Origin of the sequence: Salmonella bongori NCTC 12419, assembly GCF_000252995.1 — a bacterium.
GTDB classification, from domain to species: Bacteria; Pseudomonadota; Gammaproteobacteria; order Enterobacterales; family Enterobacteriaceae; genus Salmonella; species Salmonella bongori.
This window is the reverse complement of record NC_015761.1, coordinates 4,286,273-4,310,684: the sequence shown is the minus strand read 5'-3', so window position 1 is coordinate 4,310,684 and position 24,412 is coordinate 4,286,273. Positions and strand designations below refer to the sequence as shown.

At 51.8% G+C, this 24,412-nt stretch carries 23 protein-coding genes; 9 read left to right on the top strand and 14 right to left on the bottom strand.

Annotation, left to right across the window (positions count from 1 at the left end; genetic code table 11):
• Positions 1 to 32 precede the first annotated feature (32 nt).
• The 7 genes from SBG_RS20265 to pmbA form a co-directional block, all read right to left on the bottom strand.
• Positions 33 to 674: a DUF4310 family protein gene (locus tag SBG_RS20265; RefSeq protein ID WP_000392125.1), complete on the bottom strand. Its 642-nt coding sequence runs from the start codon at positions 672 to 674 to the stop codon at positions 33 to 35.
• Positions 675 to 685: 11 nt separating this feature from the next.
• Entirely contained in the window at positions 686 to 1,462 is a 777-nt protein-coding gene (locus SBG_RS20260) for a DUF4311 domain-containing protein (protein ID WP_000478579.1), read from the bottom strand.
• Between the two features lie 22 nt (positions 1,463 to 1,484).
• Positions 1,485 to 1,787 (bottom strand): DUF4312 family protein, encoded by a 303-nt coding sequence (locus SBG_RS20255; RefSeq protein ID WP_000975188.1) that lies wholly within the window; start codon positions 1,785 to 1,787, stop codon positions 1,485 to 1,487.
• Complete coding sequence (locus tag SBG_RS20250; RefSeq protein WP_000435391.1) at positions 1,787 to 2,149, bottom strand: SFCGS family glycine-rich protein; 363 nt, start codon at positions 2,147 to 2,149, stop codon at positions 1,787 to 1,789. The genes SBG_RS20255 and SBG_RS20250 overlap by 1 nt, the downstream gene beginning before the upstream one ends.
• An 11-nt stretch (positions 2,150 to 2,160) precedes the next feature.
• The gene (locus SBG_RS20245; RefSeq protein WP_001255105.1) at positions 2,161 to 2,499 is read right to left on the bottom strand and encodes a glycine dehydrogenase; all 339 of its coding nucleotides are present in this window, start codon (positions 2,497 to 2,499) and stop codon (positions 2,161 to 2,163) included.
• A gap of 287 nt (positions 2,500 to 2,786) precedes the next feature.
• Positions 2,787 to 3,173, bottom strand: a complete 387-nt coding sequence (gene cybC, locus SBG_RS20240; protein ID WP_001232229.1) for a cytochrome b562 — start codon at positions 3,171 to 3,173, stop codon at positions 2,787 to 2,789.
• Between the two features lie 119 nt (positions 3,174 to 3,292).
• Positions 3,293 to 4,645, bottom strand: a complete 1,353-nt coding sequence (gene pmbA / locus SBG_RS20235; RefSeq protein WP_000852987.1) for a metalloprotease PmbA — start codon at positions 4,643 to 4,645, stop codon at positions 3,293 to 3,295.
• 95 nt (positions 4,646 to 4,740) lie between these two features.
• On the opposite strand from pmbA, the gene yjgA reads away from it, so the two are divergent.
• Positions 4,741 to 5,292, top strand: coding sequence for a ribosome biogenesis factor YjgA (gene yjgA / locus SBG_RS20230; RefSeq protein WP_000166280.1), 552 nt, complete (start codon positions 4,741 to 4,743; stop codon positions 5,290 to 5,292).
• Positions 5,293 to 5,388: 96 nt separating this feature from the next.
• Here the strand turns inward: yjgA and mpl are convergent, their stop codons facing one another.
• The gene (mpl, locus tag SBG_RS20225) at positions 5,389 to 6,765 is read right to left on the bottom strand and encodes a UDP-N-acetylmuramate:L-alanyl-gamma-D-glutamyl-meso-diaminopimelate ligase (protein WP_001219851.1); all 1,377 of its coding nucleotides are present in this window, start codon (positions 6,763 to 6,765) and stop codon (positions 5,389 to 5,391) included.
• A gap of 174 nt (positions 6,766 to 6,939) precedes the next feature.
• Between mpl and fbp the strand changes: the two genes are divergently transcribed.
• The 4 genes from fbp to SBG_RS20205 all read left to right on the top strand — a co-directional run bounded on the left by fbp (position 6,940) and on the right by SBG_RS20205 (position 11,472).
• On the top strand, positions 6,940 to 7,938 hold the full coding sequence (fbp, locus tag SBG_RS20220) for a class 1 fructose-bisphosphatase (RefSeq protein WP_000853763.1): 999 nt from the start codon (positions 6,940 to 6,942) through the stop codon (positions 7,936 to 7,938).
• A gap of 226 nt (positions 7,939 to 8,164) precedes the next feature.
• Positions 8,165 to 8,695 (top strand): inorganic diphosphatase, encoded by a 531-nt coding sequence (gene ppa / locus SBG_RS20215; protein ID WP_000055081.1) that lies wholly within the window; start codon positions 8,165 to 8,167, stop codon positions 8,693 to 8,695.
• Positions 8,696 to 9,103: 408 nt separating this feature from the next.
• Positions 9,104 to 10,267, top strand: coding sequence for a metallo-dependent hydrolase (locus SBG_RS20210; protein WP_000977199.1), 1,164 nt, complete (start codon positions 9,104 to 9,106; stop codon positions 10,265 to 10,267).
• Entirely contained in the window at positions 10,264 to 11,472 is a 1,209-nt protein-coding gene (locus tag SBG_RS20205) for an MFS transporter (RefSeq protein ID WP_000203138.1), read from the top strand. Before SBG_RS20210 ends, SBG_RS20205 begins: the two co-directional genes overlap by 4 nt.
• A 53-nt stretch (positions 11,473 to 11,525) precedes the next feature.
• Here SBG_RS20205 and SBG_RS20200 read toward each other — a convergent pair whose 3' ends face one another.
• The 3 genes from SBG_RS20200 to tamA are packed head-to-tail and all read right to left on the bottom strand — an operon-like array spanning position 11,526 to position 17,382.
• The gene (locus SBG_RS20200; protein WP_001219169.1) at positions 11,526 to 11,870 is read right to left on the bottom strand and encodes a gamma-glutamylcyclotransferase family protein; all 345 of its coding nucleotides are present in this window, start codon (positions 11,868 to 11,870) and stop codon (positions 11,526 to 11,528) included.
• Between the two features lie 2 nt (positions 11,871 to 11,872).
• Positions 11,873 to 15,652: an autotransporter assembly complex protein TamB gene (gene tamB, locus SBG_RS20195; protein ID WP_000060839.1), complete on the bottom strand. Its 3,780-nt coding sequence runs from the start codon at positions 15,650 to 15,652 to the stop codon at positions 11,873 to 11,875.
• The gene (gene tamA, locus SBG_RS20190; RefSeq protein WP_001120222.1) at positions 15,649 to 17,382 is read right to left on the bottom strand and encodes an autotransporter assembly complex protein TamA; all 1,734 of its coding nucleotides are present in this window, start codon (positions 17,380 to 17,382) and stop codon (positions 15,649 to 15,651) included. The genes tamB and tamA overlap by 4 nt, the downstream gene beginning before the upstream one ends.
• 214 nt (positions 17,383 to 17,596) lie before the next feature.
• Here tamA and msrA point away from each other — a divergent pair, with 214 nt between their 5' ends.
• The gene (gene msrA / locus SBG_RS20185; RefSeq protein ID WP_000051463.1) at positions 17,597 to 18,235 is read left to right on the top strand and encodes a peptide-methionine (S)-S-oxide reductase MsrA; all 639 of its coding nucleotides are present in this window, start codon (positions 17,597 to 17,599) and stop codon (positions 18,233 to 18,235) included.
• Between the two features lie 182 nt (positions 18,236 to 18,417).
• Positions 18,418 to 19,761 carry a hemolysin family protein gene (locus SBG_RS20180; RefSeq protein WP_000934976.1) on the top strand — a complete coding sequence of 448 codons (1,344 nt, stop codon included), beginning with the start codon at positions 18,418 to 18,420 and terminating at the stop codon, positions 19,759 to 19,761.
• Between the two features lie 82 nt (positions 19,762 to 19,843).
• Here the strand turns inward: SBG_RS20180 and SBG_RS20175 are convergent, their stop codons facing one another.
• Positions 19,844 to 20,050, bottom strand: coding sequence for a DUF1107 domain-containing protein (locus tag SBG_RS20175; protein ID WP_000689229.1), 207 nt, complete (start codon positions 20,048 to 20,050; stop codon positions 19,844 to 19,846).
• A gap of 331 nt (positions 20,051 to 20,381) precedes the next feature.
• Between SBG_RS20175 and SBG_RS20170 the strand changes: the two genes are divergently transcribed.
• Positions 20,382 to 20,939, top strand: coding sequence for a YtfJ family protein (locus tag SBG_RS20170; RefSeq protein ID WP_000175307.1), 558 nt, complete (start codon positions 20,382 to 20,384; stop codon positions 20,937 to 20,939).
• Here the strand turns inward: SBG_RS20170 and cysQ are convergent.
• Positions 20,929 to 21,669, bottom strand: a complete 741-nt coding sequence (cysQ, locus tag SBG_RS20165; RefSeq protein ID WP_000893404.1) for a 3'(2'),5'-bisphosphate nucleotidase CysQ — start codon at positions 21,667 to 21,669, stop codon at positions 20,929 to 20,931. The two genes, SBG_RS20170 and cysQ, sit on opposite strands and share 11 nt — an antisense overlap.
• A 276-nt stretch (positions 21,670 to 21,945) precedes the next feature.
• Between cysQ and SBG_RS20160 the strand changes: the two genes are divergently transcribed.
• Positions 21,946 to 23,889 carry a bifunctional 2',3'-cyclic-nucleotide 2'-phosphodiesterase/3'-nucleotidase gene (locus SBG_RS20160; RefSeq protein ID WP_000589406.1) on the top strand — a complete coding sequence of 648 codons (1,944 nt, stop codon included), beginning with the start codon at positions 21,946 to 21,948 and terminating at the stop codon, positions 23,887 to 23,889.
• A 53-nt stretch (positions 23,890 to 23,942) separates the two neighbouring features.
• On the opposite strand, the gene SBG_RS20155 is transcribed toward SBG_RS20160, so the two are convergent.
• The gene (locus SBG_RS20155; RefSeq protein WP_000123974.1) at positions 23,943 to 24,329 is read right to left on the bottom strand and encodes a winged helix-turn-helix transcriptional regulator; all 387 of its coding nucleotides are present in this window, start codon (positions 24,327 to 24,329) and stop codon (positions 23,943 to 23,945) included.
• Between the last annotated feature and the right edge of the window lie 83 nt (positions 24,330 to 24,412).

Here is a 24,412-nt window from a genome sequence, read left to right as displayed (position 1 = left end):
TGAAAAGGCGAGCGCCGGAGCGCCCGTAGGTATCAAAGAGCCACCGGGAACAGCCAGCCTAAAATCATCGCGCCTAAAATCGCGCCGCCGGTAATCGGCTTCTGCCAGATATAAAACAGCAGCGCGCCCACCAGCGAACCGACGCCAATGGGAATCGACGCCGTCATAGCGCTGAGGATAATCAACGGCCCCAGAAAACGGCCTGAAGCGTTACCGGCGCCCATCATGACATCCGCCCCGTAAGTAGAATCGCTCTGATTAATCGTGAACTTACGCGCCAGAATAATGATGTAGCCAATCGCCAGGCCAATCACCAGGCCGGTAATCAACGAGGCAATAAAATTCGCTACCGGGAAGACAAACCCCGCCCCCAACAATAGCGCCGGAACGCCTAAACCCACCCCAGTCTGAATCGCGCCGCCGATATCCAGAATGCCGACCAGCGATCCTTCGATAATACGGGCGAATAAAAAGCTGGCGCCGAAGGCGGCAACCGCGCCATAGACACCGGTATCCATTCCCGCTTTCAGCATCGCCACAAAGGCCACTTCGTTGAATGCGCCGATACCGTACAGATAATACATATGCGTCCCGGCGAAAACGCCGGAAGAGAGCAGGCCCACAAAGATCGGAAACGACCAGTCGGCATACCAAAACCCTTTATTTTCTTCCATTGTGGCCTCCGTTATTTGCCGCTGAGCGAGTTGTGGATCATTTCAAGCCAGTTCGGTACCGTCATGTTGAAGGATTCGATCATTTTCATGTCGAAGCCGCGGAAAAAGCCGCTCAACACAAACAGCAACACAATGGCGACCATCATTACCCTGGTGACATGGTTCCAGCCGCTCTCTTCCACGCCTTTACCGATCAAAATCCCCAGCACCAGTCCCGGTACGGCGTTCCCCATAATGAGCTGCGCCGCGCCGCCGAAAACGGTGGCCCAGAAGCCCGATTTTTTACCCGCGTCGATCGCCGCTAACCAGAAGATCACGGGCATAACAATGTTGACCAGCAGGTTTGCCGCTGGCACCAGCACCTTAACCGCCGTCACCTGTAGCGCTTGTGGTACGGATGAAGCGGTCAGGTTAAGGAACGTTACGACGATCATGCCGACGACAGCGCAGGCGATCGCCATTCTCTTCGGGTCGTGCAGCGTCTCGCCGACATTACGGTTTTTGATCATGAGCGCCGCCGCGCCCCAGTTAGGGATGATGCGATGATCAACATCCTGAGTGAACGATCCGGCGGCAACGGACGACGCCCAGGCGTTGAAGAAAAAGCCTAACCCAAAGGAAAAATGGGATGCCGGGTCGCCTTCGCAAGAGTTGAGTTCACCCAACGTACGGAACGCGCCCATCCCCTGCGTGGTAGGCGCATGAAACATGCGTGCAGCCCCAGCCCCCACCCCAACGCCGACCAGTGCGCCGATGATGAGCGATTTAATTAGTATTATCAGGAACATAACTATGCCTTTTTAATAAAAATCAGCGTTTCGCGACGAAATCCACCCTGTCGAGATTGATGGCGGTCACGTTGACGGTCACATCCAGCTCCACGCTGTAGGTGCGTCGTTCCCGGCGCAAAAAGAAAAACAGAAAGGCCTCTTTACGCACCGACTCATGCGCCTGAACAATCCGCACATCCTGTGGCTCAATACGCAATAAGATATACGGCGATGCTCTCATCACCGTTGACTGAACATGGTTCAGCGCATCGGCAAAGGCGCGCGCTTTGGCATCGCCCTTGCCTTTTACTCTCACCGTGGTGGTGAATTGCTCTTTCATCATCAGGCGCCGTATTTCTTTTGCCACGCCTGCACCAGGCGCTCACCGAGCTCTTCTTTATCCATAAAGCCGAAACCCAGTACGTTGCATCCCTCATTGATAGCGGTGACGCCTTCATCTACCGACCGCATCCCATACCGGGCTTTGTAGCCATGCTTGTTTTGCGCAGTGATGGCACCCGCACCACCGCTGCCGCAAAATGAAACGCCGAAAGTGGCGTTTTCTGCTTTCATCACATCGCCCAGCTTCATGTCTGCCGCAACGCCCGGTACAACGACCGCGCGTCCGCCCGCTTTTTCCACGCCCGCCGCCACTTTCTGGCCTTTACCCAGGCGATCACCGATCACGACGGTAATCTGTTCCATTTTTTTGCTCCTTAGAGGTTGTCTTTCGCGACTTCAAAATGTACCGATAGCAGCCAGGCTTCTTCGTCAGGAAGGTTGCCAAACGCCGCCACGATTTCGCGGGCGAGCGCCATTGATTCGGCTGAAATTTCATCAAACAGGCTGGCATCGACTTCTGGTAAAGGCTCGCCGGTAATTGACCGGTGCGCCATCGCGCGAACGTGCGAAGTCAGCATTTGCGTCTGTACCGCATTGGGGACAATGTGATGTTGTCCCAGCAGGCCGTCCACCTGGGTTAACACCTGTTCAGCCAGTTCGTTAATCCGCTCCCCGGCATTGTGTTTTACTGCTCCGTTATCCACGCGTCTCACCCCGTTAATAGCAATGAGATAAAACTAGCGGTAGGGGTTAAAAGTTTGTAGCGAGTTATTTTCCACCTCAAAGTGGAAAGGCGAGTGGAAGGGGTGATCTGCGCCACAGAAAAGGCGGCATTGATAAATTATCGCCGGGAAAGTGTGAGATCTATCGCGGCGTAGAGAAGAAATGGCGTGGCAGACACAAATAATGACGTTGTCGTATAAAGTGAGAAAGTGTGATGGGTATTACATTTTGCCGGATGGCGACCTACAGATAAAGCGAAGCCGCCATCCCACAAAAATTAACGATACTTCTTATGATACGTATTGCGGGTGGTTTTTAGCGCCTCCGCCGCCGCTTTCGCTTCGTTGACCTTCCCTTCGTTCGCCAGCTTCAGCGCGCCATCGATTTGACCGACCAGGACGTCAAAACCGTGACGAAAATCTTTCATTTCCGGGCTATCCGGCGCTTTATCTTCCAGCTTTGGCGGCGTAGCTTTTTGGGCATCCAGCGCGGCGGCGCGCATTTTGGTTAACGCCGCTTGCAGTTCAGGGGCGCTATCCGTTTTCTCAACGACTTTCAGGTTATCATTGAGAATATCCATATTATCTTCAAGATCGGCAGCAAACGCGGCCGAACCGAACACCAGCGATGACACAGCAAGAATAGCTAACAGGCTTTTACGCATTGCTCACTTCCTTTTTATTATTAACGATAAGCGTAATACCCTAACTCATTTGGCTGCAGAACAAACTGCTTTAACGTTTTGTCGTTTTGTCCTGCAGTCTGGAATATGTCGGGTATTTATTATTGTCCGGCGATTTTCATCTCCGGTAACAGTACTGAACCACACTGTATATTACTGCGCGTTTCAATATCGTCGCCGACGGTGACGATATTACGCCACATCTCTTTTAAATTGCCGGCAATGGTGATTTCACTCACCGGGTACTGGATTTCTCCATTCTCCACCCAGAATCCGGCAGCACCACGGGAGTAGTCGCCGGTAATGCCGCTGACGCCCTGCCCCATCAGTTCCGTCACCACCAGACCGGTCCCCATCTCTTTCAGCAACTGCTCAAAGCTCAACCCTTGTCCGGCGATACGCCAGTTATGGATCCCACCCGCATGGCCGGTACTTTTCAACCCCAGCTTGCGAGCGGAATAGTTGGTCAGCAGCCATTGGGTTAGTACACCATCTTTCACAATGTCGCGGCGTTCCGTTCGCACGCCTTCGCTGTCGAACGGTGAAGACGCCAGCCCTTTTAGCAAATGCGGATGTTCTTCGATGGTCAGCCATTCCGGCAGAATTTGTTTGCCCAGCGAGTCGAGCAGAAACGTGGATTTACGGTATACCGCGCCGCCGGCAATCGCCCCGACCAGGTGGCCAAACAATCCTGTCGCCACTTCATTGGCGAAAATCACCGGCGCTTTCATGGTAGAGAGCTTACGCGGCGACAGACGGGATAACGTGCGGCGCGCACACTCGGCCCCGACCCATTCCGGCGCTTGCAGATCGTCCATCGCCCGGCCGATGGTGTAAGCGTAATCACGCTCCATATCACCGTTCTCTTCGGCGATGACGCAGCTTGAGAGCGAATGGCGCGTGGAGCAATATCCTTGCAACATGCCGTGGCTGTTGCCGAACACTTTAATGCCGTAATGGCTGTTAAAACTACCGCCTTCGGTATTGGTGATGCGTTTATCCGCCTTTAGAGAAGCCTGCTCCGCGCGTGCTGCCAACTCAATGGCTTCGTCTGGCGTAACCTCTGCCGGGTGGAACAAGTCCAGATCCGGCGCGTCAAACGCCAGTAGCGCTTTATCAGCCACCCCAGCACACGGATCTGGCGACGTATAACGAGCGATATCCAGCGCAGCCTGGACGGTACGGGCAATCGCCTGCGGGCTTAAATCTGTCGAGGAGGCGCTGCCTTTGCGGTTCTGGTGATACACCGTAATCCCCAGCGCGCCGTCGCTATTAAATTCGACATTCTCTACTTCACCATAACGGGTACTGACGCTAATGCCGGTAGTCTTGCTGACGGCCACTTCCGCCCCATCCGATTTGCCTGAGGCTAACTCCAGCGCTGTTGAGACTGCTTCTTCCAGAATCTTACGCTGCGCTTCAACTTGTGAGATTACTTTCATTGCAAATGCCATAATGTAGAGAGAGTTTCTCTGAAGTCTAACAGAGAACCGTTTTTCAGTGCGCATCTTAACTGGTAACATTAGCCTCTTTTTTTAAGGAGCCTGACATGACAAAGCAGCCCGAAGACTGGCTCGACGACGTTCCCGGTGATGACATCGAAGACGAAGACGATGAAATTATCTGGGTCAGCAAAAGTGAAATTAAACGCGATGCCGAGGAGTTAAAACGCCTGGGCGCGGAAATCGTGGATCTGGGGAAAAACGCGCTGGATAAGATCCCGCTGGATGCCGATCTGCGCGACGCCATTGAACTGGCCCAGCGCATCAAAATGGAAGGACGCCGCCGTCAGTTACAGCTTATCGGAAAAATGCTGCGCCAGCGCGACGTTGAACCGATTCGCCAGGCGCTGGACAAGCTGAAGAACCGCCATAATCAGCAGGTAGTGCTGTTTCACAAACTTGAGCACCTGCGCGATCGTCTGATCGTCGAAGGCGATGACGCGGTAGCCGAAGTACTAACCCTGTGGCCGCACGCCGACCGTCAACAGCTTCGTTCACTGATCCGCAATGCGAAGAAAGAGAAAGAAGGCAACAAACCGCCAAAATCGGCGCGTCAGATCTTCCAGTATCTGCGCGAGCTGGCGGAAAACGAAGGGTAATTTTACGCGTTGATAGCGTCTGCCGGATGGCGGCGCTGGCGTCTATCCGGCCTACGGGAATGTAAGCCCGGTAAGCGTAGCGCCGCCGGGCATTTTTTATGACTCGCTGGCCTGCGCTTTTTTCGCCAGTCCATCCAGCAATTTCTGATGGATGCCGCCGAAACCGCCATTGCTCATTACCAGAATATGGTCGCCAGGCTGCGCGGTTTTTACCACCATATCCGCCAGCGTATCGACATCCCCGCTCCAGTGAGCCGGTTGTACGCAGGCGTCCGCCACTTCTGAAACCTGCCACGGAATATGCGGCGGCTGCAGCAGGAACACTTCATCCGCACGCCCTAATGACGGTGCCAGATCGTCTTTGCATAATCCCATTTTCATGGTGTTAGAACGAGGTTCCAGCACCGCGATAATCCGCGCCGTGCCGCCAACCTTCCCACGTAGCGCCGCGAGGGTGGCCAGAATCGCCGTTGGGTGGTGGGCAAAATCGTCATAGACTGCCACGCCGTGAGCTTCGCCGCGCAGTTCCAGACGACGCCGGGCATTGATAAACGTTCCCAGCGCATGGGCAGCCTCCGATGGCGTCACGCCCACATGGCGCGCAGCGGCAATCGCCATCAGGCCATTGTGCATGTTGTGCTCGCCTACCAGGCCCCACTTCACTTCACCGACCTTTTCACCGTCCAGCCACACTTCCCACTCAGATGCATCGGTGGTCAGTTTTTTCGCCTGCCAGTGGCCCTGCTCGCCCACCAGTTCCTGCTCGCTCCAGCAACCCATCGCCATCGTCTGCTTCAGGTTAATGTCGTTTTCCGGATAGATGATCCGTCCCTGCCCCGGCACGATACGCACCAGGTGATGGAACTGTTTCTGGATCGCTTTCAGATCGTCAAAAATATCCGCATGGTCAAACTCAAGGTTGTTGAGGATTAGCGTGCGCGGGCAGTAATGCACAAACTTAGAGCGCTTATCAAAGAACGCGCAGTCGTACTCATCCGCTTCGATAACAAAGAACGGGCTCTCGCCCAGGCGCGCGGATACCTCAAAATTGCCCGGAACACCGCCGATAACGAAACCCGGTTTATATCCACACGCTTCCAGTATCCAGCTCGCCATACCTGCGGTAGTCGTTTTACCGTGCGTACCGGCGACCGCCAGTACCCAGCGATCGCGCAATACAAAGTCGTGTAGCCATTGTGGGCCGGACATAAAAGGAATATTTTTTTCCAGCACCGCTTCCACGCACGGATTACCACGCGTCATTGCATTGCCGATAATCACCAAATCCGGCTGCGGATCGAGCTGGCTGGCGTCATATCCCTGAATCAGGAAGATCCCCTGCTTCTCAAGTAAAGTACTCATCGGCGGATACACATTGGCGTCCGAACCGGTTACTTCATGACCGAGTGAGCGAGCCAGCATCGCCAGTCCACCCATGAAAGTGCCACAAATTCCCAAAATATGAATGCGCATACGTCACTATCCTTTTTTTATCTGCGAGCCATTTTACGCACATGTCCGGCAAGTGAGAAACGCATTTCAGGTAAATCTGTACTTTGCTGGCGCGATTCACCTGAGCGCATCGTCTGAAATGTTTGTTAAGATTGTTACGGTCGCTTTACTCCAATCAATTGCAGGGAAAGTGTTATGAAAACGTTAGGTGAATTTATTGTCGAAAAGCAGCACGAGTTCTCTCAGGCTACTGGTGAGCTCACTGCTTTGCTGTCGGCAATAAAACTGGGCGCCAAGATCATCCACCGCGATATCAATAAGGCCGGACTGGTCGATATCCTGGGTGCCAGCGGTGCTGAGAACGTACAGGGCGAGGTTCAGCAGAAACTCGATCTGTTCGCGAACGAGAAACTGAAAGCTGCACTAAAAGCGCGCGATATAGTAGCGGGCATCGCGTCGGAAGAAGAGGACGAAATCGTTGTCTTTGAAGGCTGTGAACACGCAAAATATGTGGTGCTGATGGACCCTCTGGATGGCTCTTCCAACATCGACGTTAACGTTTCTGTCGGCACAATTTTCTCGATTTACCGCCGCGTGACGCCCGTCGGCACGCCGGTCACCGAAGAGGATTTCCTGCAACCCGGCAACAAGCAAGTCGCGGCGGGCTATGTCGTGTATGGCTCTTCCACTATGCTGGTGTACACCACTGGTTGCGGCGTCCATGCCTTTACCTACGATCCGTCGCTGGGCGTATTCTGCCTGTGTCAGGAACGTATGCGTTTTCCGGAGAAGGGTAAAACCTACTCCATTAACGAAGGCAACTACATTAAGTTTCCGAATGGCGTGAAGAAGTACATCAAATTCTGCCAGGAAGAAGATAGCGCAACGAGTCGCCCTTACACCTCGCGCTACATCGGTTCACTGGTCGCCGATTTCCACCGCAACCTGCTGAAAGGCGGCATCTACCTGTATCCAAGCACCGCCAGCCATCCGCAGGGGAAACTGCGCCTGCTGTACGAGTGCAACCCGATGGCTTTCCTCGCGGAACAGGCCGGCGGCAAAGCCAGCGACGGTAAAGAACGCATTCTGGATATCATTCCGGAAAGCCTGCACCAGCGCCGCTCGTTCTTCGTCGGCAACCGTCATATGGTGGAAGATGTTGAACGTTTTATCCGTGAATACCCGGACGCGTAACCTTTACCATCATGCGGAATAAAGCATAAAGCCGCCATTGGGCAATAATATGTCCGATGGCGGCTTTGCCTTATCAGGCCCGTGATTTTTCCGGTTCTTAACCTTTGTCGTTTATGCTCCCCAACGACGCGCCAGACGAGGCGGAAACGAAAACAAGCAAAGACTTTCGGCACAAGTTGGCTATAATACTCGCCACTTGTTTGTCATAAATTCTAAGGAAACAGACATGAGCTTACTCAACGTCCCGGCGGGTAAAGAATTGCCGGAAGATATCTACGTCGTTATTGAGATCCCGGCTAACGCAGATCCAATCAAATACGAAGTTGACAAAGAGAGCGGCGCGCTGTTCGTTGACCGCTTCATGTCCACCGCGATGTTCTATCCGTGCAACTACGGCTACATCAACCACACTCTGTCTCTGGACGGCGACCCGGTAGACGTTCTGGTCCCGACGCCGTACCCGCTGCAACCCGGCTCCGTCATCCGCTGCCGTCCGGTTGGCGTCCTGAAAATGACCGACGAAGCAGGCGAAGATGCGAAACTGGTTGCCGTACCGCACACCAAACTGAGCAAAGATTACGATCACATTAAAGATGTGAATGACCTGCCGGAACTGCTGAAAGCGCAGATCGCTCACTTCTTCGAGCACTATAAAGACCTCGAAAAAGGCAAATGGGTGAAAGTTGAAGGTTGGGACAACGCCGAAGCCGCTAAAGCAGAAATCGTGGCGTCCTTCGAGCGCGCCGCGAAGAAATAAGTTCACTTTTACATCATTGTCAAGGTAAAGGCTCTCATAGTAATGAGGGCCTTTTTATTGATTAATCAGTGGAAAAAATTTTTATCATTATTAACTTAACATTCATGAAATGAATAAGACCTTACTTTATTTTTTATTAAAAAGGGTTGAATAAGCTCACTGTTTCTCTAAAAAAGCTAAGATAATAATTCTTTTGTGAATAACTTCAAACTCCCCTGGACTTACGCCCTAAATATTAGCAAGTGCTGAATCCTTATTCAGTGCATAAGACCGATTACCTTTTTAATAAGGTACCCTAAGCTTTTCTGTCAAGGGTTGTATTTCCCCCCCTAACATAACAATCACTTAAAACACAATTATTAATATATTTTTAAAGGTTACCATAATTATTTACTACTTTAAGAGATTATGATGAAAAATGATATATTAATTACTGGTGGACATATCATCGATCCCGCACGTAATATTAATGAGATTAACAAGTTACGCATTATTAACGATATTATCGTTGATGCTGATAACTATCCTGCTACTTCGAATACCCAGCTTATCCATGCCAATGGCATGATCGTCACTCCCGGTCTTATCGATTATCACGCGCATGTTTTTTATGACGCGACGGAAGGCGGTGTCAGGCCTGATATGTATATGCCGCCAAATGGAGTCACTACCGTCGTAGATGCCGGTTCTGCCGGTACGGCAAACTTTGATGCCTTCTACCGAACGGTGATTTGCGCCAGCAAAGTTCGAATCAAAGCGTTTCTGACCGTGTCGCCGCCGGGCCAAACCTGGTCACAAGAAAATTATGATCCGGACAATATTGATGAAAATAAGATCCACGCGCTGTTTCGCCAGTATCGCCACGTTCTTCAGGGATTAAAACTCAAGGTTCAGACTGAGGACATTGCTGAATATGGTTTAAAACCGCTGACTGAATCCCTTCGTATTGCCAACGATTTAAGGTGTCCCCTGGCAATACACTCGACTCATCCCGTCGTTCCCATGAAAGAACTTGTCTCCTGGCTACGCCGCGGCGATATTATCGCCCATGCGTTTCACGGCAAAGGTAGCACCATTCTTACTGATGAAGGCGCTGTCTTAGCCGAAGTCCGCCAGGCAAGAGAAAGGGGCGTTATATTTGATGCCGCCAATGGTCGCAGCCATTTTTCAATGAACACTGCACGCCGGGCCATCGCCAATGGCTTTCTTCCGGATATCATCAGTAGCGATCTCTCAACCATCACTAAACTCGCCTGGCCTGTTTACGCCTTACCGTGGATTTTATCGAAATATTTAGCACTCGGCGTCGCGCTTACCGATGTGATTAACGCCTGTACTCATACCCCAGCAGTTTTATTGGGTATGGCAGCAGAGATTGGTACGCTGGCCCCCGGTGCATTTGCCGATATCGCCATCTTTAAATTAAAAAACAGGCATGTTGAATTTGCCGATATTCATGGTGAAGCGATCACTGGGACGCATGTGCTGGTACCACAAATGACCATAAAATCTGGCGAGATATTATTTCGTCAAATTGATTTTGGCGCGCAGCCAATCGGAGTTAAAAAATGACCTCAATGCAGAAATGGCTACGGATCGGCGCGACATTAATGTTCGGTCTTTTTGTGGCTTACCTTGACCGCTCTAATCTTTCCGTTACGTTACCTACTATTACACACGACCTGAATATTGATGGTGCAACGGCCAGCATTGTATTAACCATATTTCTTATTGGCTATGCCTTTTCAAATATTTTTGGCGGCGTATTTACCCAGCGATACGATCCGAAAAAAATAGTCGTCCTGATGGTGCTAATCTGGTCGATTGCAACCGTTTGTGTCGGATTTACCTCATCAGTGTACGTTATTCTAATTTGTCGACTGGTACTTGGTATTACCGAAGGCATTTATTGGCCGCAACAGTCCCGCTTCGCCAGCGACTGGTTTGCAGAAAAAGAACGGACACAGGCGAACAGCATTATCCAGTATTATGGACAGTTCCTGGCATTAGGCCTGGGATTTATAATTTTGTCCCCGCTGGATGCTGCCTTCGGGTGGCGAAATGTTTTTATTATCACTGGCGTTATCGGCATTATTGTCGTGGTTCCACTATATATAACAATGCTGAAAAAACAGGAAGAAGCGCCCTATTATCGTGCTCCGACGCCAACAGAGAAAACTAAACTTACCCTGGAGTCGCTGGGCGGGCTCCCCTTCCTACTCCTTATTTTTACCTATATCACCCAAGGGATGTTGTTTTGGGGAATTACGTTATGGATCCCCATGGTTGTCAATTCTCTCGGCTATACCGGATTCAGCAAAGCATTGGTCAGTTCTCTGCCTTATCTGACTGCGGTCATACTGGCAATCCCTATCTCATGGATCAGTGATAAGACACAAAAGCGTGTACTTATTGCTTCACTGGGCCTATTAATCCCCGGCGTGATGTTATTTCTCCTGCCATTTGTCGATGCACCGGGCTTTAAAATCACGCTCATTACCCTGGCGATGGGCTATTATGCCGCCAGCTTTACCCCCAATATCTGGTCGATTATCCAGTCGAACGTTAAGCCTCATGCGATTGGCCCTGCCTCCGGTATTATTAATGGCGTCGGTGCTGGCGGCGGCGGTACGTTGGCAGGCCTGATGGTCGGCTATTTTTACCGGACAACCGGCAGCTATATGCAGGGATTTATGGTTCTCGGATGCATTGTTATCCTGGGCGGCGCATCATTATTGATCTACGGCAGAATCAAAACTAACCATGCCCAGCGTTAACGCCATCAGGCTGGATGCAAAAAACAACGCCACCCGAGGGTGGCGTGTTCAGTTCAGGGCTGGTTTCTGTCTAACCAGTCACCGCTTTCAATCAGAGTTAACCCATCAACAGGACGTTGGTAAACATACATCCATGCGCTGCCGTAAGGCGTCTGGATTAACTGGCGTGCGTATTCACCGCCCCTGGTGCGCAAAGCATCAAGTTCGGCCAGCGTGGCGTTATCAATTCGATAAACTTCACCGTGTACCGATCCGTTTCCCGGAACTGCGCCTGGATAGTGGCCCAGACTATACAACTGGTAATTATCGATACGGTAATCGCCAAGCAATTGGGCATTGGTCATCCAGTGACTGTTGCCTTGTTTCTGTCGTAAACTGCCATAGACAAATATTCGCATTGCTAAAACTCAAACTGATAGAGCAAATCAAGTGCCTGATCTACGCCAGACACTGCTTCCAGATATAGCTTAGGCATCAGGCGATAACGTAACGTGAGCGTCGCCAGAGAGTCAAATATCCCTACACCATACTTCACCTGTAGACCTGGCAGTACATAGCCACTGACCACCACCTGAGACGAATCGCCTACCCCTTGTGTGTCCAGCGCCAGATTACTTACGCCAAATGTCTCCCCGATTTTACCCACAACCTGACCACTTTGTGCAACCCCCAGGCCAATAAGCATGGAGGTCATTGCCGCACTATCGCTCTGATTGCTGTCCAGCCCCTGGCCACGCAGCAGATAAGAGAGCGCTTCAGCCTGCGGCATCGCTGGATCGGAGAAAATTTCCGCTTTGGGTTCATCCGCGGTGCCAGTGACACGCACGCCCGCGATCACATCGTCTTCGGTAGCGTCAGGGTTACGGATCGCTTCGATGTTTAGCAGCGGTTGATCCGGCGGACCGGAGAATAGCAGTTCGCCTTTACGAACAAGCAGATCCTGACCGTAGGCACGGAATCGCCCGTCAGGAATATTGATTTGACCATTCAGCCCGAGCCCCTGCTTGTCCTGCGCGACTTTCAGATCGCCAGTCAAACGCGCTTTAAGTCCGAAAGCGTCGATGCGCACATTGTTGCCGACGTGTACCGTCAAATTGCTGTTGATCGGGATAGAGGCAGTCTGCGGCGTTTCCGGCTGGAGATTATTGTTGAGCATAACCACATCGCTGGAGACGCCGACCGCGCTCTCCGGCAGCTCATGTACCACAATTCGCGCCCATGGAACGTCCACACGCCCATCCAACGTGAACAGCGAAGGCGTCGCGTCAAAAACCACATCCGGCGAGACATCCAGACGCACCATCGGCGGAACGGTAATCCGTACCCGGCTCCCTTTCGCCGTCACCCGCGCGCGCCAGTTGTCAATCTGGCTCCAGTCGGCGTTGCCGTTCAGGTTAATGTGTCCTTGTTGTGTTCGCACGATACCGGCGAGCGTCGAACGCGTACCGCTAAAGTTCATGGTGAGCTGGCTCGGCTGCATCTCAAACGGCATAAAATTACCGTCAATATCCAGCGCGCTAAGCTGTAATTGACCAAACAACTGCGGGCTTTGTACATCACCGCCCAGGCGTAGTCTGGCATTCAACATTCCCGCCGCTTTTTCGCCGCGCGAAAAGATGGGGTTGACCATTGCCAGATTGACGTTGCGCATGTTGACGTTACCGCCGAGATTGCGCCGCCCCTGAGGATCGGTTACCTGCACCTGGCCATCGAATTGACCATTGTTCGTCAGGCGAATCAGCCATCCCAGCTCGGCGCGATTATTGTGCAGATCGGCGCTGAGGTTCAGCGTCTCAAACGCGACCGGCAACGGCGCGTCATTGATAGTCTGCGTGACCTTCACGTTACGACCGGAAAGCGTGACCTTCCCCTGCGGCAATCCCTCTTTGGTGGTGTCCCATGACACGTCCGCTTTCCCGCTAAAGACCCCGCTGGCCTGGGTGGTGTCCGGCATAAAGGGCTTCAGCATCGCCAAGTCAAAGCGGTTGAGATTGACCACTGCCTGCCCTGCGGTGCCTACATCGATAGTTTGCGGTACGCACAGCTCAGCATTCGGGTTAAGCCAACAATGCGGTCCGATGCTAATTTTCTGTTCTTTATTGCGGTAATCCAGTGCAATCGCGCGGGTCAATGACCATGGCCCTACCGGCGTCTGGAAGCGGGTGTCGCTTAACGTCCCTTTCCAGCGCGCCGCATCGCGATCGAAACTCCCCGTCAGGGAAAGCTGGCCAGATACCGGCTCTCCCTGAACCCGTAGTTGTAGTTGATGCTGCTTCTCGCTGCCTTTGGCGTCAAGCGTCACCAGATTGATGTTAACGTTAGGCTGCGAAATTCGCTCCACGCGCACATTGAGATTGCCAGCAATCTGATCAGTAGATTTAATATCGCCCTCGATGCGCGCCAGGGCGACAGACAGCTCCTGCCAGCGCAGGCCACGGGCAGTAATATCCGCCAGCAACTGTGGCGCCTCTACCGTTCCGCGGACGTTGACAATACCTTTCGCAGTGCCGCCCAGTCCTGGCAGCGCGTTATCCAGCCCTGGCGCATCGATGGTGGCGTCGAGATTCAGATCCTTAATGCCAAGCTCGCCTTTTACATCGGCGCGATTTGCCCCCAGTTCAAGGTGCAGCCCCGGGATCGTCCACTGCATGTAACTGTTGCCCTTTAACGTCCCGTTGACGTTAATGTTATTTTGCTTCACGTTGCCGGTCAGTTTCAGTTCCGGGACATCCATCTGCCAGGTGCCACCGTAGAGGCTGCCTTTGGTTTTTATCACGCCATTAAGTTTAGAGGGCCAGTCCGGGATCTCTTTAGCAGTATTGATACCATTCAGTGTTAATTCGCCACGCCAGCTAATCGCCTGCTGCCAGTCCACCAGAGCTTTCAGTTCGGTTTTACCTTCCAGCGCGGCGACGGTGAGTTTGTCGAGATTAATCTGCTGTTCATTCCCTTTGGCATCCAGCGTGATGGTTGCTGGCGGGATATCCTGCCCTTTGATGGCGGTTCGCATCGACAGCGTATAGTCGGTCATCTTACCGCTGAGTTTGAGCTTCAGATCGTCAGCCTGAAATTGTGTGTCGCCCGTGAACGGCCAGGCAATGCGTTGGCTGGCGACTTCAAGATTGAGCGGTAAACCGGCCTCCGCCAGCCGCGTTTGGGCGCGTAGCACAACATCGACTGGCCCGGAAAGGTTCACCCCTACCTCCAGTTGTTCGCGTAGCGCGCCGCCAATCTTGAGTTTGATCTTTTCACCCTTCAGCGGATCGATATTCAGCGTACTGTTGAGCGTAATATCGACAGGCCAGTTATTGGCGAGCTGCGCCGTACCCGAGGCCTTTACAGCCCCCTGATTGGCATCAATATCCAGGGTATCCAGTTTCATATTGCCGTCGATGCTGCTGACTTTAAGCAGCATTGTGCGCACCGTCAGATCGGTATCGCCAGTGACGCGTAGCTGCTCGCCGCGAAATGACTCGATATTCAGATTGAGCGGCAGATGAATATCGGTCATCTCCGGCAGTACCGGTTTTGCAAACAGATCTTTTAACGTTTCGCCAAGCGGCTTTTCATCCGGTTGGGGTTTCTCGATTTTGGGTTCAACCACCTCTTTCTGCGCTACGTCGGCAACCTTCGGCAGCGCGATCAGCAGCCCCTGAAGCAATGTTGGTTTCAGGGTCAGGTTTTTCTCTTGCCACGCCAGCCCGGAGCTAAAATCCAGTACGGAAACGGTAGTATCATCAATCTTGATATTGACGTTATTCAGCGCCACGCGCGACAGCGTGATGGGATAAGGCGTGGAGAGATTCAGCGGCCCGCTCTCTTCCGCTTCTTTCGCCGGTTCGGCAGGCGACATTTTTTTGCTGTCAATAGCGACATTAATATCTTTTAGCGACAGGTCATTGACACACAGGCTACTGTGCCACAGGCAATCAAGCCCGACGGCCAGGTGTATTTCGCCTGCATTGACCGCTACGCCCGGTTGTTCATAGCGAATATTTTTCAACGATAAATTCCGCCAGCCGCCGGTGACTTGCCCTATTTCCAGCCCAGGTACCCAACGGTTCGCCGCACTCAATACCAGATGCAGACCCGTCGTTGTCCCGACCAGAAACGCGACGCTCGCCAGTAACACCACAATGAAAATCAGCACGCCGAGGCTTATTTTTTTCCATAAACTCATAATTCAGGCCCCAGACCGATATAAAACTGCAAACCGTGTTCGTCTTTATCGCCGACCGGTACGGCAAAATCGAGTTTGACAGGGCCGACCGGCGACGCCCAACGCACACCGACCCCGGTCCCGGTTTTAAAATCGCTGCGGCGAATATCACTCACTGCCTCACCGCTATCAACAAACACAGCCCCCCACCATTTGCCGGTAACGTTATACTGGTACTCCAGCGATCCGGTTGCCAGTTTTGAGGCACCTTTAAGGTTGCCATCGCTGTCTTTAGGTGAAATGGATTTGTATTTATAACCGCGAATACTGCGATCGCCCCCGGCGAAAAAACGCAGATCCGGTGGGACCTTGTCGAAATCACCGGTTTCTATCCAGCCTAAATTGGCGCGCATCACGAAACGGTGGCGATCGTACAAAGTACGAATCCAAACGTTTTGTGCCTGCAGTACGGAGAAGTCCACATCGGAACCCCAGGCGGTATTCGAGTAGTCCACCGAGTAGCGCTGCGAATCGCCCCAGGTTGGCATCAGGCCCCCCCGTGAGCGGGTGCGGCTGATCATCACGCCCGGGTAAAACAACATCGTGGTATTCGTGACGTTCCCCTGGGTAAAGTGGTCGAAACTCCAGCGCAGGTTAATCGCGCGCTGCCAACCGCTGGAGAGATCCCAGTAACGCGAGACGGCAAGCGTCGTTGAGTCCTGCTCGGTATCATTCAAATCGGTACGTTTAAAACCGCCCTGCACCAGATAGTATTGCTCCAGAGGGTTTTTCAGCAGTGGCATTTTATAACTAAAATCCAGTACCTGCTCCGGCGCAGAAATACTGGTGCTGGTGGTCAGGCTATGACCATAAGAGTTCATCCACGGTTTTTTCCACGACGCTTTCACGCGCGGCCCGACGTCGGTGGAATATCCCACCCCGGTTTCAATTGTATTTTCGGTACGCGGCGATACCACGCCTTTTAACGGCAGAATTTTTGTTTTGCGGGATTTCTCAAATTCCGGCGCCACCACGACAGAGTTAAACCATCCGGTAGCGGAAAGTCTGCGGTTCAGCTCCGCCAAATCTTTTGATTCATATTCATCACCCTCTTTAAACGGCACCAGATTTTGTAAATACGCATCACGAATCTGCGATCCTTCAAAGGTGACATGCCCGAAGCGATAACGCTCGCCGCTGTTATAGTCAATATCCCAGAACGCCTGATGACGGCCAAGGGCAATCCCTAACTGGCTTTTCACAAATTCGCTATCGAAATAGCCTTTACGTAGCGACACGCTGGTTAACGACTTTTTGAAATCGTCATAGTCGCCCTGGTTCAATACGGTGCCGATTGCCGGGCGCGTCTTCAGTAAGGCCAGATAATCTTTATCCGTACGCGCGCCGCCGCGTAAAATCACGTTGGTGCCGCCAATCAGTACTGGCTGGCCGGGCGTGACTTTGGCGATTAAGACCTGCCGCCCTTTCGCTGGCGGCGGCAGCAAATCAAAATTAATGGTGGGTTCATAATAGCCTAATGCTTTAAGCCCTTCGCGAATCGCATCATCCACACGAGCGCGAAAGCGCCGATCCGGCGTAACCTCATCGCTTTGGATCGTAGAGAGCTGTGCGCGAACGTTTTTTTCCAGCTCTCCGGATAGCCCTTCGACTTTCAGACGAACATTTGCGGCGACCGCAGAGCTGCTCAGACACAGTAAGCTAATCCAACATAACTGACGGATATGTGGCACATTTTCTCCTGAATATCCCCTATTCCCACCCCTGGAAAAAAAATCACACTACCGCTCCGCGGCTTAACATAAAATCAACAATTACGATTGAAAAGCAGACGACAGCCCAAATATTTCTTATGGTTAAATCCAGATACATTAATGTTGTTATTGTGTGCAAAGATGCGTCTCGTTACAACCTTAACGCCAATTAACGCTTCCGGGAGAATGGCTCATGAGTTTATTTGATAAAAAGCATCTTGTTACTCAAGCAGATGCGTTACCAGGACGCAATACCCCGATGCCGATCGCCACTCTACATGCGGTAAATGAGCACTCTATGACCAATGTCCCTGCCGGAATGGAGATCGCCTATTTCGCTATGGGCTGTTTCTGGGGCGTAGAACGTTTATTCTGGCAATTACCCGGTGTATACAGCACGGCGGCAGGGTATGCAGGCGGCTTCACGCCGAACCCAACCTACCGGGAAGTCTGCTCCGGGCAGACTGGCCATACGGAAGCGGTACGGGTGGTGTATGATCCTGCGGTTATTCGCTATGAGCAACTTTTACAGATCTTTTGGGAAAACCACGATCCGGCACAGGGGATGCAGCAGGGCAACGATCACGGCACACAATACCGATCGGCGATTTATCCCTTAACGCCGGAGCAGAGCGCCGCCGCTCACGCCAGTCGCGAGCGCTTCCAGTCAGCAATGGCCGCCGCCGGAGACACACGCCCAATCACCACCGAAATCGCCCATGCGACACCGTTTTATTATGCCGAAGATGAGCACCAACAGTATCTGCACAAAAACCCTTACGGCTACTGCGGAATTGGTGGAATCGGCGTTTGCCTCCCGCCAGGAGCGTGATCGCAAGGGTGAATACGTCGTTAAGCGGAGTTAAAAATGAACCCTCTGGCGACTTTACAGTAGCTTACGCTATACTAGCCCTGAACTTTCCGGCTCACTGCTACGAGCCGGTTTTCATTAAACGTTACCACACGGATTTATAAACTTCCCTTCCGAGGATCTGGTGTTTCGCCGGATAAGATATGTTAAACAGTATATTTATTATATTCTGCCTGATCGCTGTAAGTGCGTTCTTCTCCATCTCCGAGATCTCGCTTGCCGCGTCACGTAAGATTAAGCTTAAGTTATTAGCTGATGAAGGCAGCGTTAACGCACAACGCGTATTAAAAATGCAGGAAAATCCCGGCATGTTTTTCACCGTAGTGCAAATAGGCCTGAATGCCGTCGCGATTCTTGGCGGTATCGTCGGCGATGCGGCATTTTCGCCCGCCTTTTCCACCCTTTTCTCGCACTATATGTCGCCTGAACTCTCCGAACAGTTGAGCTTTATTCTCTCTTTCTCGCTGGTGACGGGGCTGTTTATCCTGTTCGCGGATTTAACCCCGAAACGCATCGGTATGATTGCGCCAGAAGCTGTGGCTTTGCGTATCATCAACCCGATGCGCTTCTGCCTGTTCGTTTTTCGTCCCCTGGTGTGGTTGTTTAACGGCATGGCAAACAACATTTTCCGCCTGTTCAAAATTCCAATGGTGCGGAAAGACGACATCACTTCCGATGATATTTATGCGGTGGTGGAAGCCGGCGCGCTGGCGGGCGTTCTGCGTAAGCAAGAGCATGAGCTGATTGAAAACGTGTTTGAACTGGAATCCCGCACCGTACCGTCTTCCATGACGTCGCGTGAAAGTATCATCTGGTTTGATCTGCACGAAGACGAGCAAAGCCTGAAGAAAAAAGTCGCTGAGCATCCGCACTCAAAATTTTTGGTGTGTAATGAAGATATCGACCACATCATCGGCTATGTGGACTCCAAAGATCTGCTCAATCGCGTACTGGCGAATCAAAGTATGGCGCTGAATAGCGGCGTACAAATTCGTAATACCTTGATCGTGCCGGATACGCTGACCCTTTCCGAGGCGCTGGAGAGTTTCAAAACAGCGGGCGAAGATTTCGCGGTCATTATGAATGAGTATGCACTGGTCGTCGGCATTATTACACTGAACGATGTAATGACCACGCTGATGGGCGACCTGGTTGGCCAGGGGCTGGAAGAACAAATCGTGGCGCGCGATGAAAACTCCTGGCTGATTGACGGCGGTACGCCGATTGACGACGTCATGCGTGTGCTGGATATCGACGAGTTTCCGCAGTCCGGCAACTATGAAACCATCGGCGGCTTTATGATGTTTATGCTGCGTAAGATCCCGAAACGTACCGATTCGGTGAAGTTTTCCGGCTACAAATTTGAAGTCGTGGATATCGACAACTATCGAATCGATCAGCTACTGGTCACGCGTCTGGACAATAAAACTAACGTGCCGGCGCCAAAACTGCCCGACGCAAAAGGTAAAGAAGACGGCACAGCCTGAAAACCCTGTGCCAGAAACATCAACGGCTCCTGATTCAGGAGCCGTTTTTTTTACTTCTTTAACCTACTGCATAGCACTTTGGTTACGCCATCTCAGTTTGCAGACGCATAACCTGACGGTTAACTTCGGACATTACAGACAAATGCTGTTTGTCTCTCACTTTTGGGATAAGAATCTTACCTTTATCGAACTCAAAAGCGCCAACATCCTTGATATATAACCGTCCACGGAACAGGATCTTCACGTACTTCGCCACCTGTAGCGGGTTGTAGCGTTGGAAAATTTTCATTGTTGTCTCCTGCTGAGTATTACGCCCTTGCGGTGCCACAATCGGCCCAACAGTTCTCATTTAAGGCGCAAATTTTAATGCCATATGACTATAGACCATATCTATGTCGTTTCCAGTATGTATAAGTATATTTACCTTCTGATTACAGTTATTCAGAATTATCTAAACATCAGCTCATTTTTGTCAGTATATGCCTTCAATTTTCACAGGAAGTGTGCGCCCCCCCGCAAAGTGGCATCCCCTTTGCGGGAAAAAGCATCAATCGCACATATGATTAAATGCCGACCCGAAGTGGTCGGATCACCTGCACAAAAATAAAGAAGGAATGACCATGACCCTACGTAAAATTCTGGCAATGTCGTGCCTGCTACTCCCGATAATGGCCTCTGCACATAACTTTGAAATTAACCAACGGGTGCCGCCGGTGGGGATTACCGATCGTGGCGAACTCATGCTGAATAAAGATGAGTTTAGCTATAAAAACTGGAATAGCGCGCAGCTGGCGGGAAAAGTGCGCGTTCTGCAGCATATTGCCGGGCGAACGTCAGCGAAGGAGAAAAATGCCACGCTGATTGAAGCGATTAAAGCGGCCAACCTTCCACACGATAGATACCAGACAACCACCATTGTAAATACCGATGATGCGATCCCGGGATCGGGTATGTTTGTCCGTAGCAGCATTGAAAGTAATAAAAAACTCTATCCGTGGTCGCAATTTATTGTCGACAGCAATGGCGTGGCGCGCAACGCATGGCAGTTAAGAGAAGAGAGTTCCGCCGTCGTCGTGCTTGATAAAGACGGGCGGGTTCAATGGGCAAAAGATGGCGCATTAACCCAGCAAGAGGTACAGCAGGTAGTCAACCTGCTGCATAAGCTGCTCAGTAAATAGTCACCCGGAAGCCGGGGTTAAGGAACGATTCACGAGGAGTATAATCCAGCGTTTTTCCCTGCCAGTCGTGAACGTGCGCCCCGGCTGCAACGGCAATAGCATGTCCTGCGGCTGTATCCCAGATGCTGGTCGGTCCAAATCTGGGGTAAAGCTGCGCCTGTCCTTCCGCCACCAGACAAAACTTCAGCGAAGAACCAATAGACGTCGTCTGATGTTCGCCGAGCTGCTGGAGATATTCGGTGAGTTCATCATCCGTATGTGAACGGCTAATCACCACCAGCGGCGGGCGGGCATCCCGGACCTGAATCTGCTTACGTACCCCACACTCTTCTTTCCAGGCCTTACCTTCCGCCGCGCAGTACATGACTTTTAGCACTGGCGCATAGACAACGCCCAGTACCGGCCTGCCCTGCTCAATCAACGCGATATTGACCGTAAATTCGCCATTGCGCTTAATGAATTCTTTAGTGCCGTCGAGTGGATCGACCAGCCAGTAACGCTGCCAGTGCTGGCGCACTTCCCAGGCAGGCGGATCTTCCTCCGAAAGCACCGGAATATCCGGCGTGAGTGTACGTAACCCCTCGAGAATCACGGTATGTGCGGCGATATCTGCCGCGGTGACCGGAGAATCGTCCTGCTTGCGGGCGAACTCCATCGGTTTGGTTCCATCATAAACCTGCATAATGGCATCGCCCGCGTTCCGTGCAAGCTGACATACTTGTTCTAACATTCTCCACCTCTTTATGACAGGGGCGTTAACTCGTTGTTTTACTTATACCCGATCGTTAAAGGTTCCGCCAACTGTGATACCGTCTGCGGTTTTGATACTACTTTTCATGGCATGATTCACCCTTCTGTGAACAATCGCAAGAAACCAGCCGGATGGGCCGTTGCGTCTTCTCCTGGCGACGGTCAAATCGATTGTCAGCCCGATCCTCATGCCCTATCGGGTTTTACTGTTTGTTATCGCTATTTTCCACTATCTGGCTTTTATAAGGCGCCTCTGATGATTAAGTTTAGTGCAACGCTTCTGGCTACGCTGATCGCCGCCAGCGTGAATGCGGCTACCGTCGATCTCCGTATCATGGAAACTACTGATTTACATAGTAATATGATGGATTTCGATTATTACAAGGATACCGCAACCGAAAAATTCGGATTGGTACGTACCGCAAGTTTGATTAATGCCGCCCGAAATGAAGTCAAAAACAGCGTGCTGGTGGATAACGGCGACCTGATTCAGGGAAGTCCACTGGGTGACTATGTGGCGACAAAAGGGCTTAAAAAAGGGGATATTCACCCGGTCTATAAAGCGCTCAACACTCTGGATTACGCGGTAGGAAACCTCGGCAATCATGAATTTAATTATGGTCTGGACTACCTGCATAACGCACTGGCCGGCGCGAAATTCCCTTATGTTAACGCCAATATTATCGATATTAAGACCCAAAAGCCGCTCTTTACGCCTTATCTGATTAAAGAGACAAACGTGATTGATAAAGACGGCAATCCACAAACGTTAAAAATCGGTTATATCGGCTTCGTCCCGCCGCAGATTATGATCTGGGATAAAGCGAATCTGAGCGGGAAAGTCACGGTGAACGACATCACACAAACCGCCCGGAAATATGTACCTGAAATGCGCGAGAAAGGCGCTGATATCGTGGTGGTGATTGCGCACTCAGGCCTTTCTGCCGATCCTTACCACAGCATGGCGGAAAACTCAGTTTATTACCTCAGTGAGGTCCCCGGCGTAGACGCTATTATGTTTGGCCACGCGCACGCGGTCTTCCCGGGCAAAGATTTTGCCGACATCAAAGGCGCGAATATCGCCAAAGGTACGCTTAACGGCATTCCTGCGGTAATGCCTGGCATGTGGGGCGACCATCTGGGCGTGGTCGATCTGGTGCTCAATAACGACAGCGGCAAGTGGCAGGTCACGCAGGCGAAAGCGGAAGCGAGGCCCATTTACGACGCCGCCGCTAAAAAGTCGCTGGCGGCGGAAGACCGTAAGCTGGTGGCGATTCTGAAAGCCGACCACAATGCTACCCGCGAGTTTGTCAGCAAGCCTATCGGTAAATCCGCCGATAACATGTACAGTTATCTTGCTCTGGTGCAGGACGATCCTACCGTACAGGTGGTGAATAACGCACAAAAAGCGTATGTGGAACACGTTATTCAGGGCGATCCGGATCTGGCGAAACTGCCGGTACTTTCCGCTGCCGCGCCATTTAAAGTCGGGGGACGTAAAAACGATCCCGCCAGCTTCGTCGAGGTAGAAAAAGGCCCGTTGACCTTCCGTAACGCCGCCGATCTTTATCTCTATCCCAATACTCTGGTGGTGGTGAAAGCCAGCGGCAAAGAGATAAAAGAGTGGCTGGAATGTTCTGCCGGACAGTTTAACCAAATAGATATCCACAGCAACAAACCACAATCATTGATCAACTGGGACGGTTTCCGCACCTATAACTTCGATGTTATTGACGGCGTGAATTATCAAATCGATGTGACACAGCCCGCCCGCTATGATGGCGAATGCCAGATGGTGAATCCCCAGGCAGAACGAATTAAAAATCTGACCTTTAACGGTAAGCCTGTCGACCCGAACGCCACATTCCTGGTCGCCACGAATAACTATCGCGCTTACGGTGGCAAGTTTGCCGGTACAGGCGACAGCCATATCGCCTTTGCGTCTCCGGATGAAAATCGCTCCGTACTGGCGGCATGGATTGGCGCAGAGTCTAAACGCGCGGGTGAAATCCATCCAGCGGCGGATAATAACTGGCGACTGGCGCCAGTCCACAGCGATACAACGCTGGATATCCGTTTTGAAACCTCACCGGGCGATAAAGCCGCCGCCTTTATCAAAGAGAAAGGACAGTATCCCATGAAAAAAGTCGCCGCCGATGATATCGGTTTTGCTCTTTATCAGGTTGATTTAACTAAGTAATGTGAGTGCCGGATGGCGCTACGCTTATTCGGTCTGGCAGGCCGGATAAGGCGCTAACCGGCATCTGTCTGACGGTCCCGCTGCGCCAATACCTGCGGCAAATTCAGTTCTATCCAGTCCGCCAGGGCGGCGACTTTATCGCTCACCTGCTCGCCAAGCGGCGTCAGACTGTATTCCACGTGCGGCGGTACGACCGGATATGACACCCGATGAAGAAACCCATCGTGTTCAAGCGCCTGTAACGACTGCGCCAGCATCTTTTCACTTACGCCGCCCATTTTGCGGCGCAGGTCGCTGAAACGATGCGTACCGTCGCGCAGCGCCACCAGAATCAGCACGCCCCAGCGGCTGGTGACATGCTTTAACACCCCACGCGAGGGACACTGTTCCGCAAAGAGATTGCCTTCACGCAATTGGCGGGAGAGAGAATGAGCAGTCATAGATACTTACCTTTTTGTGCGTACTTACTAAAAGTAAGTTTAGGTGGTAGCGTAACCAAACACAAGACAAACACCGAGGAATT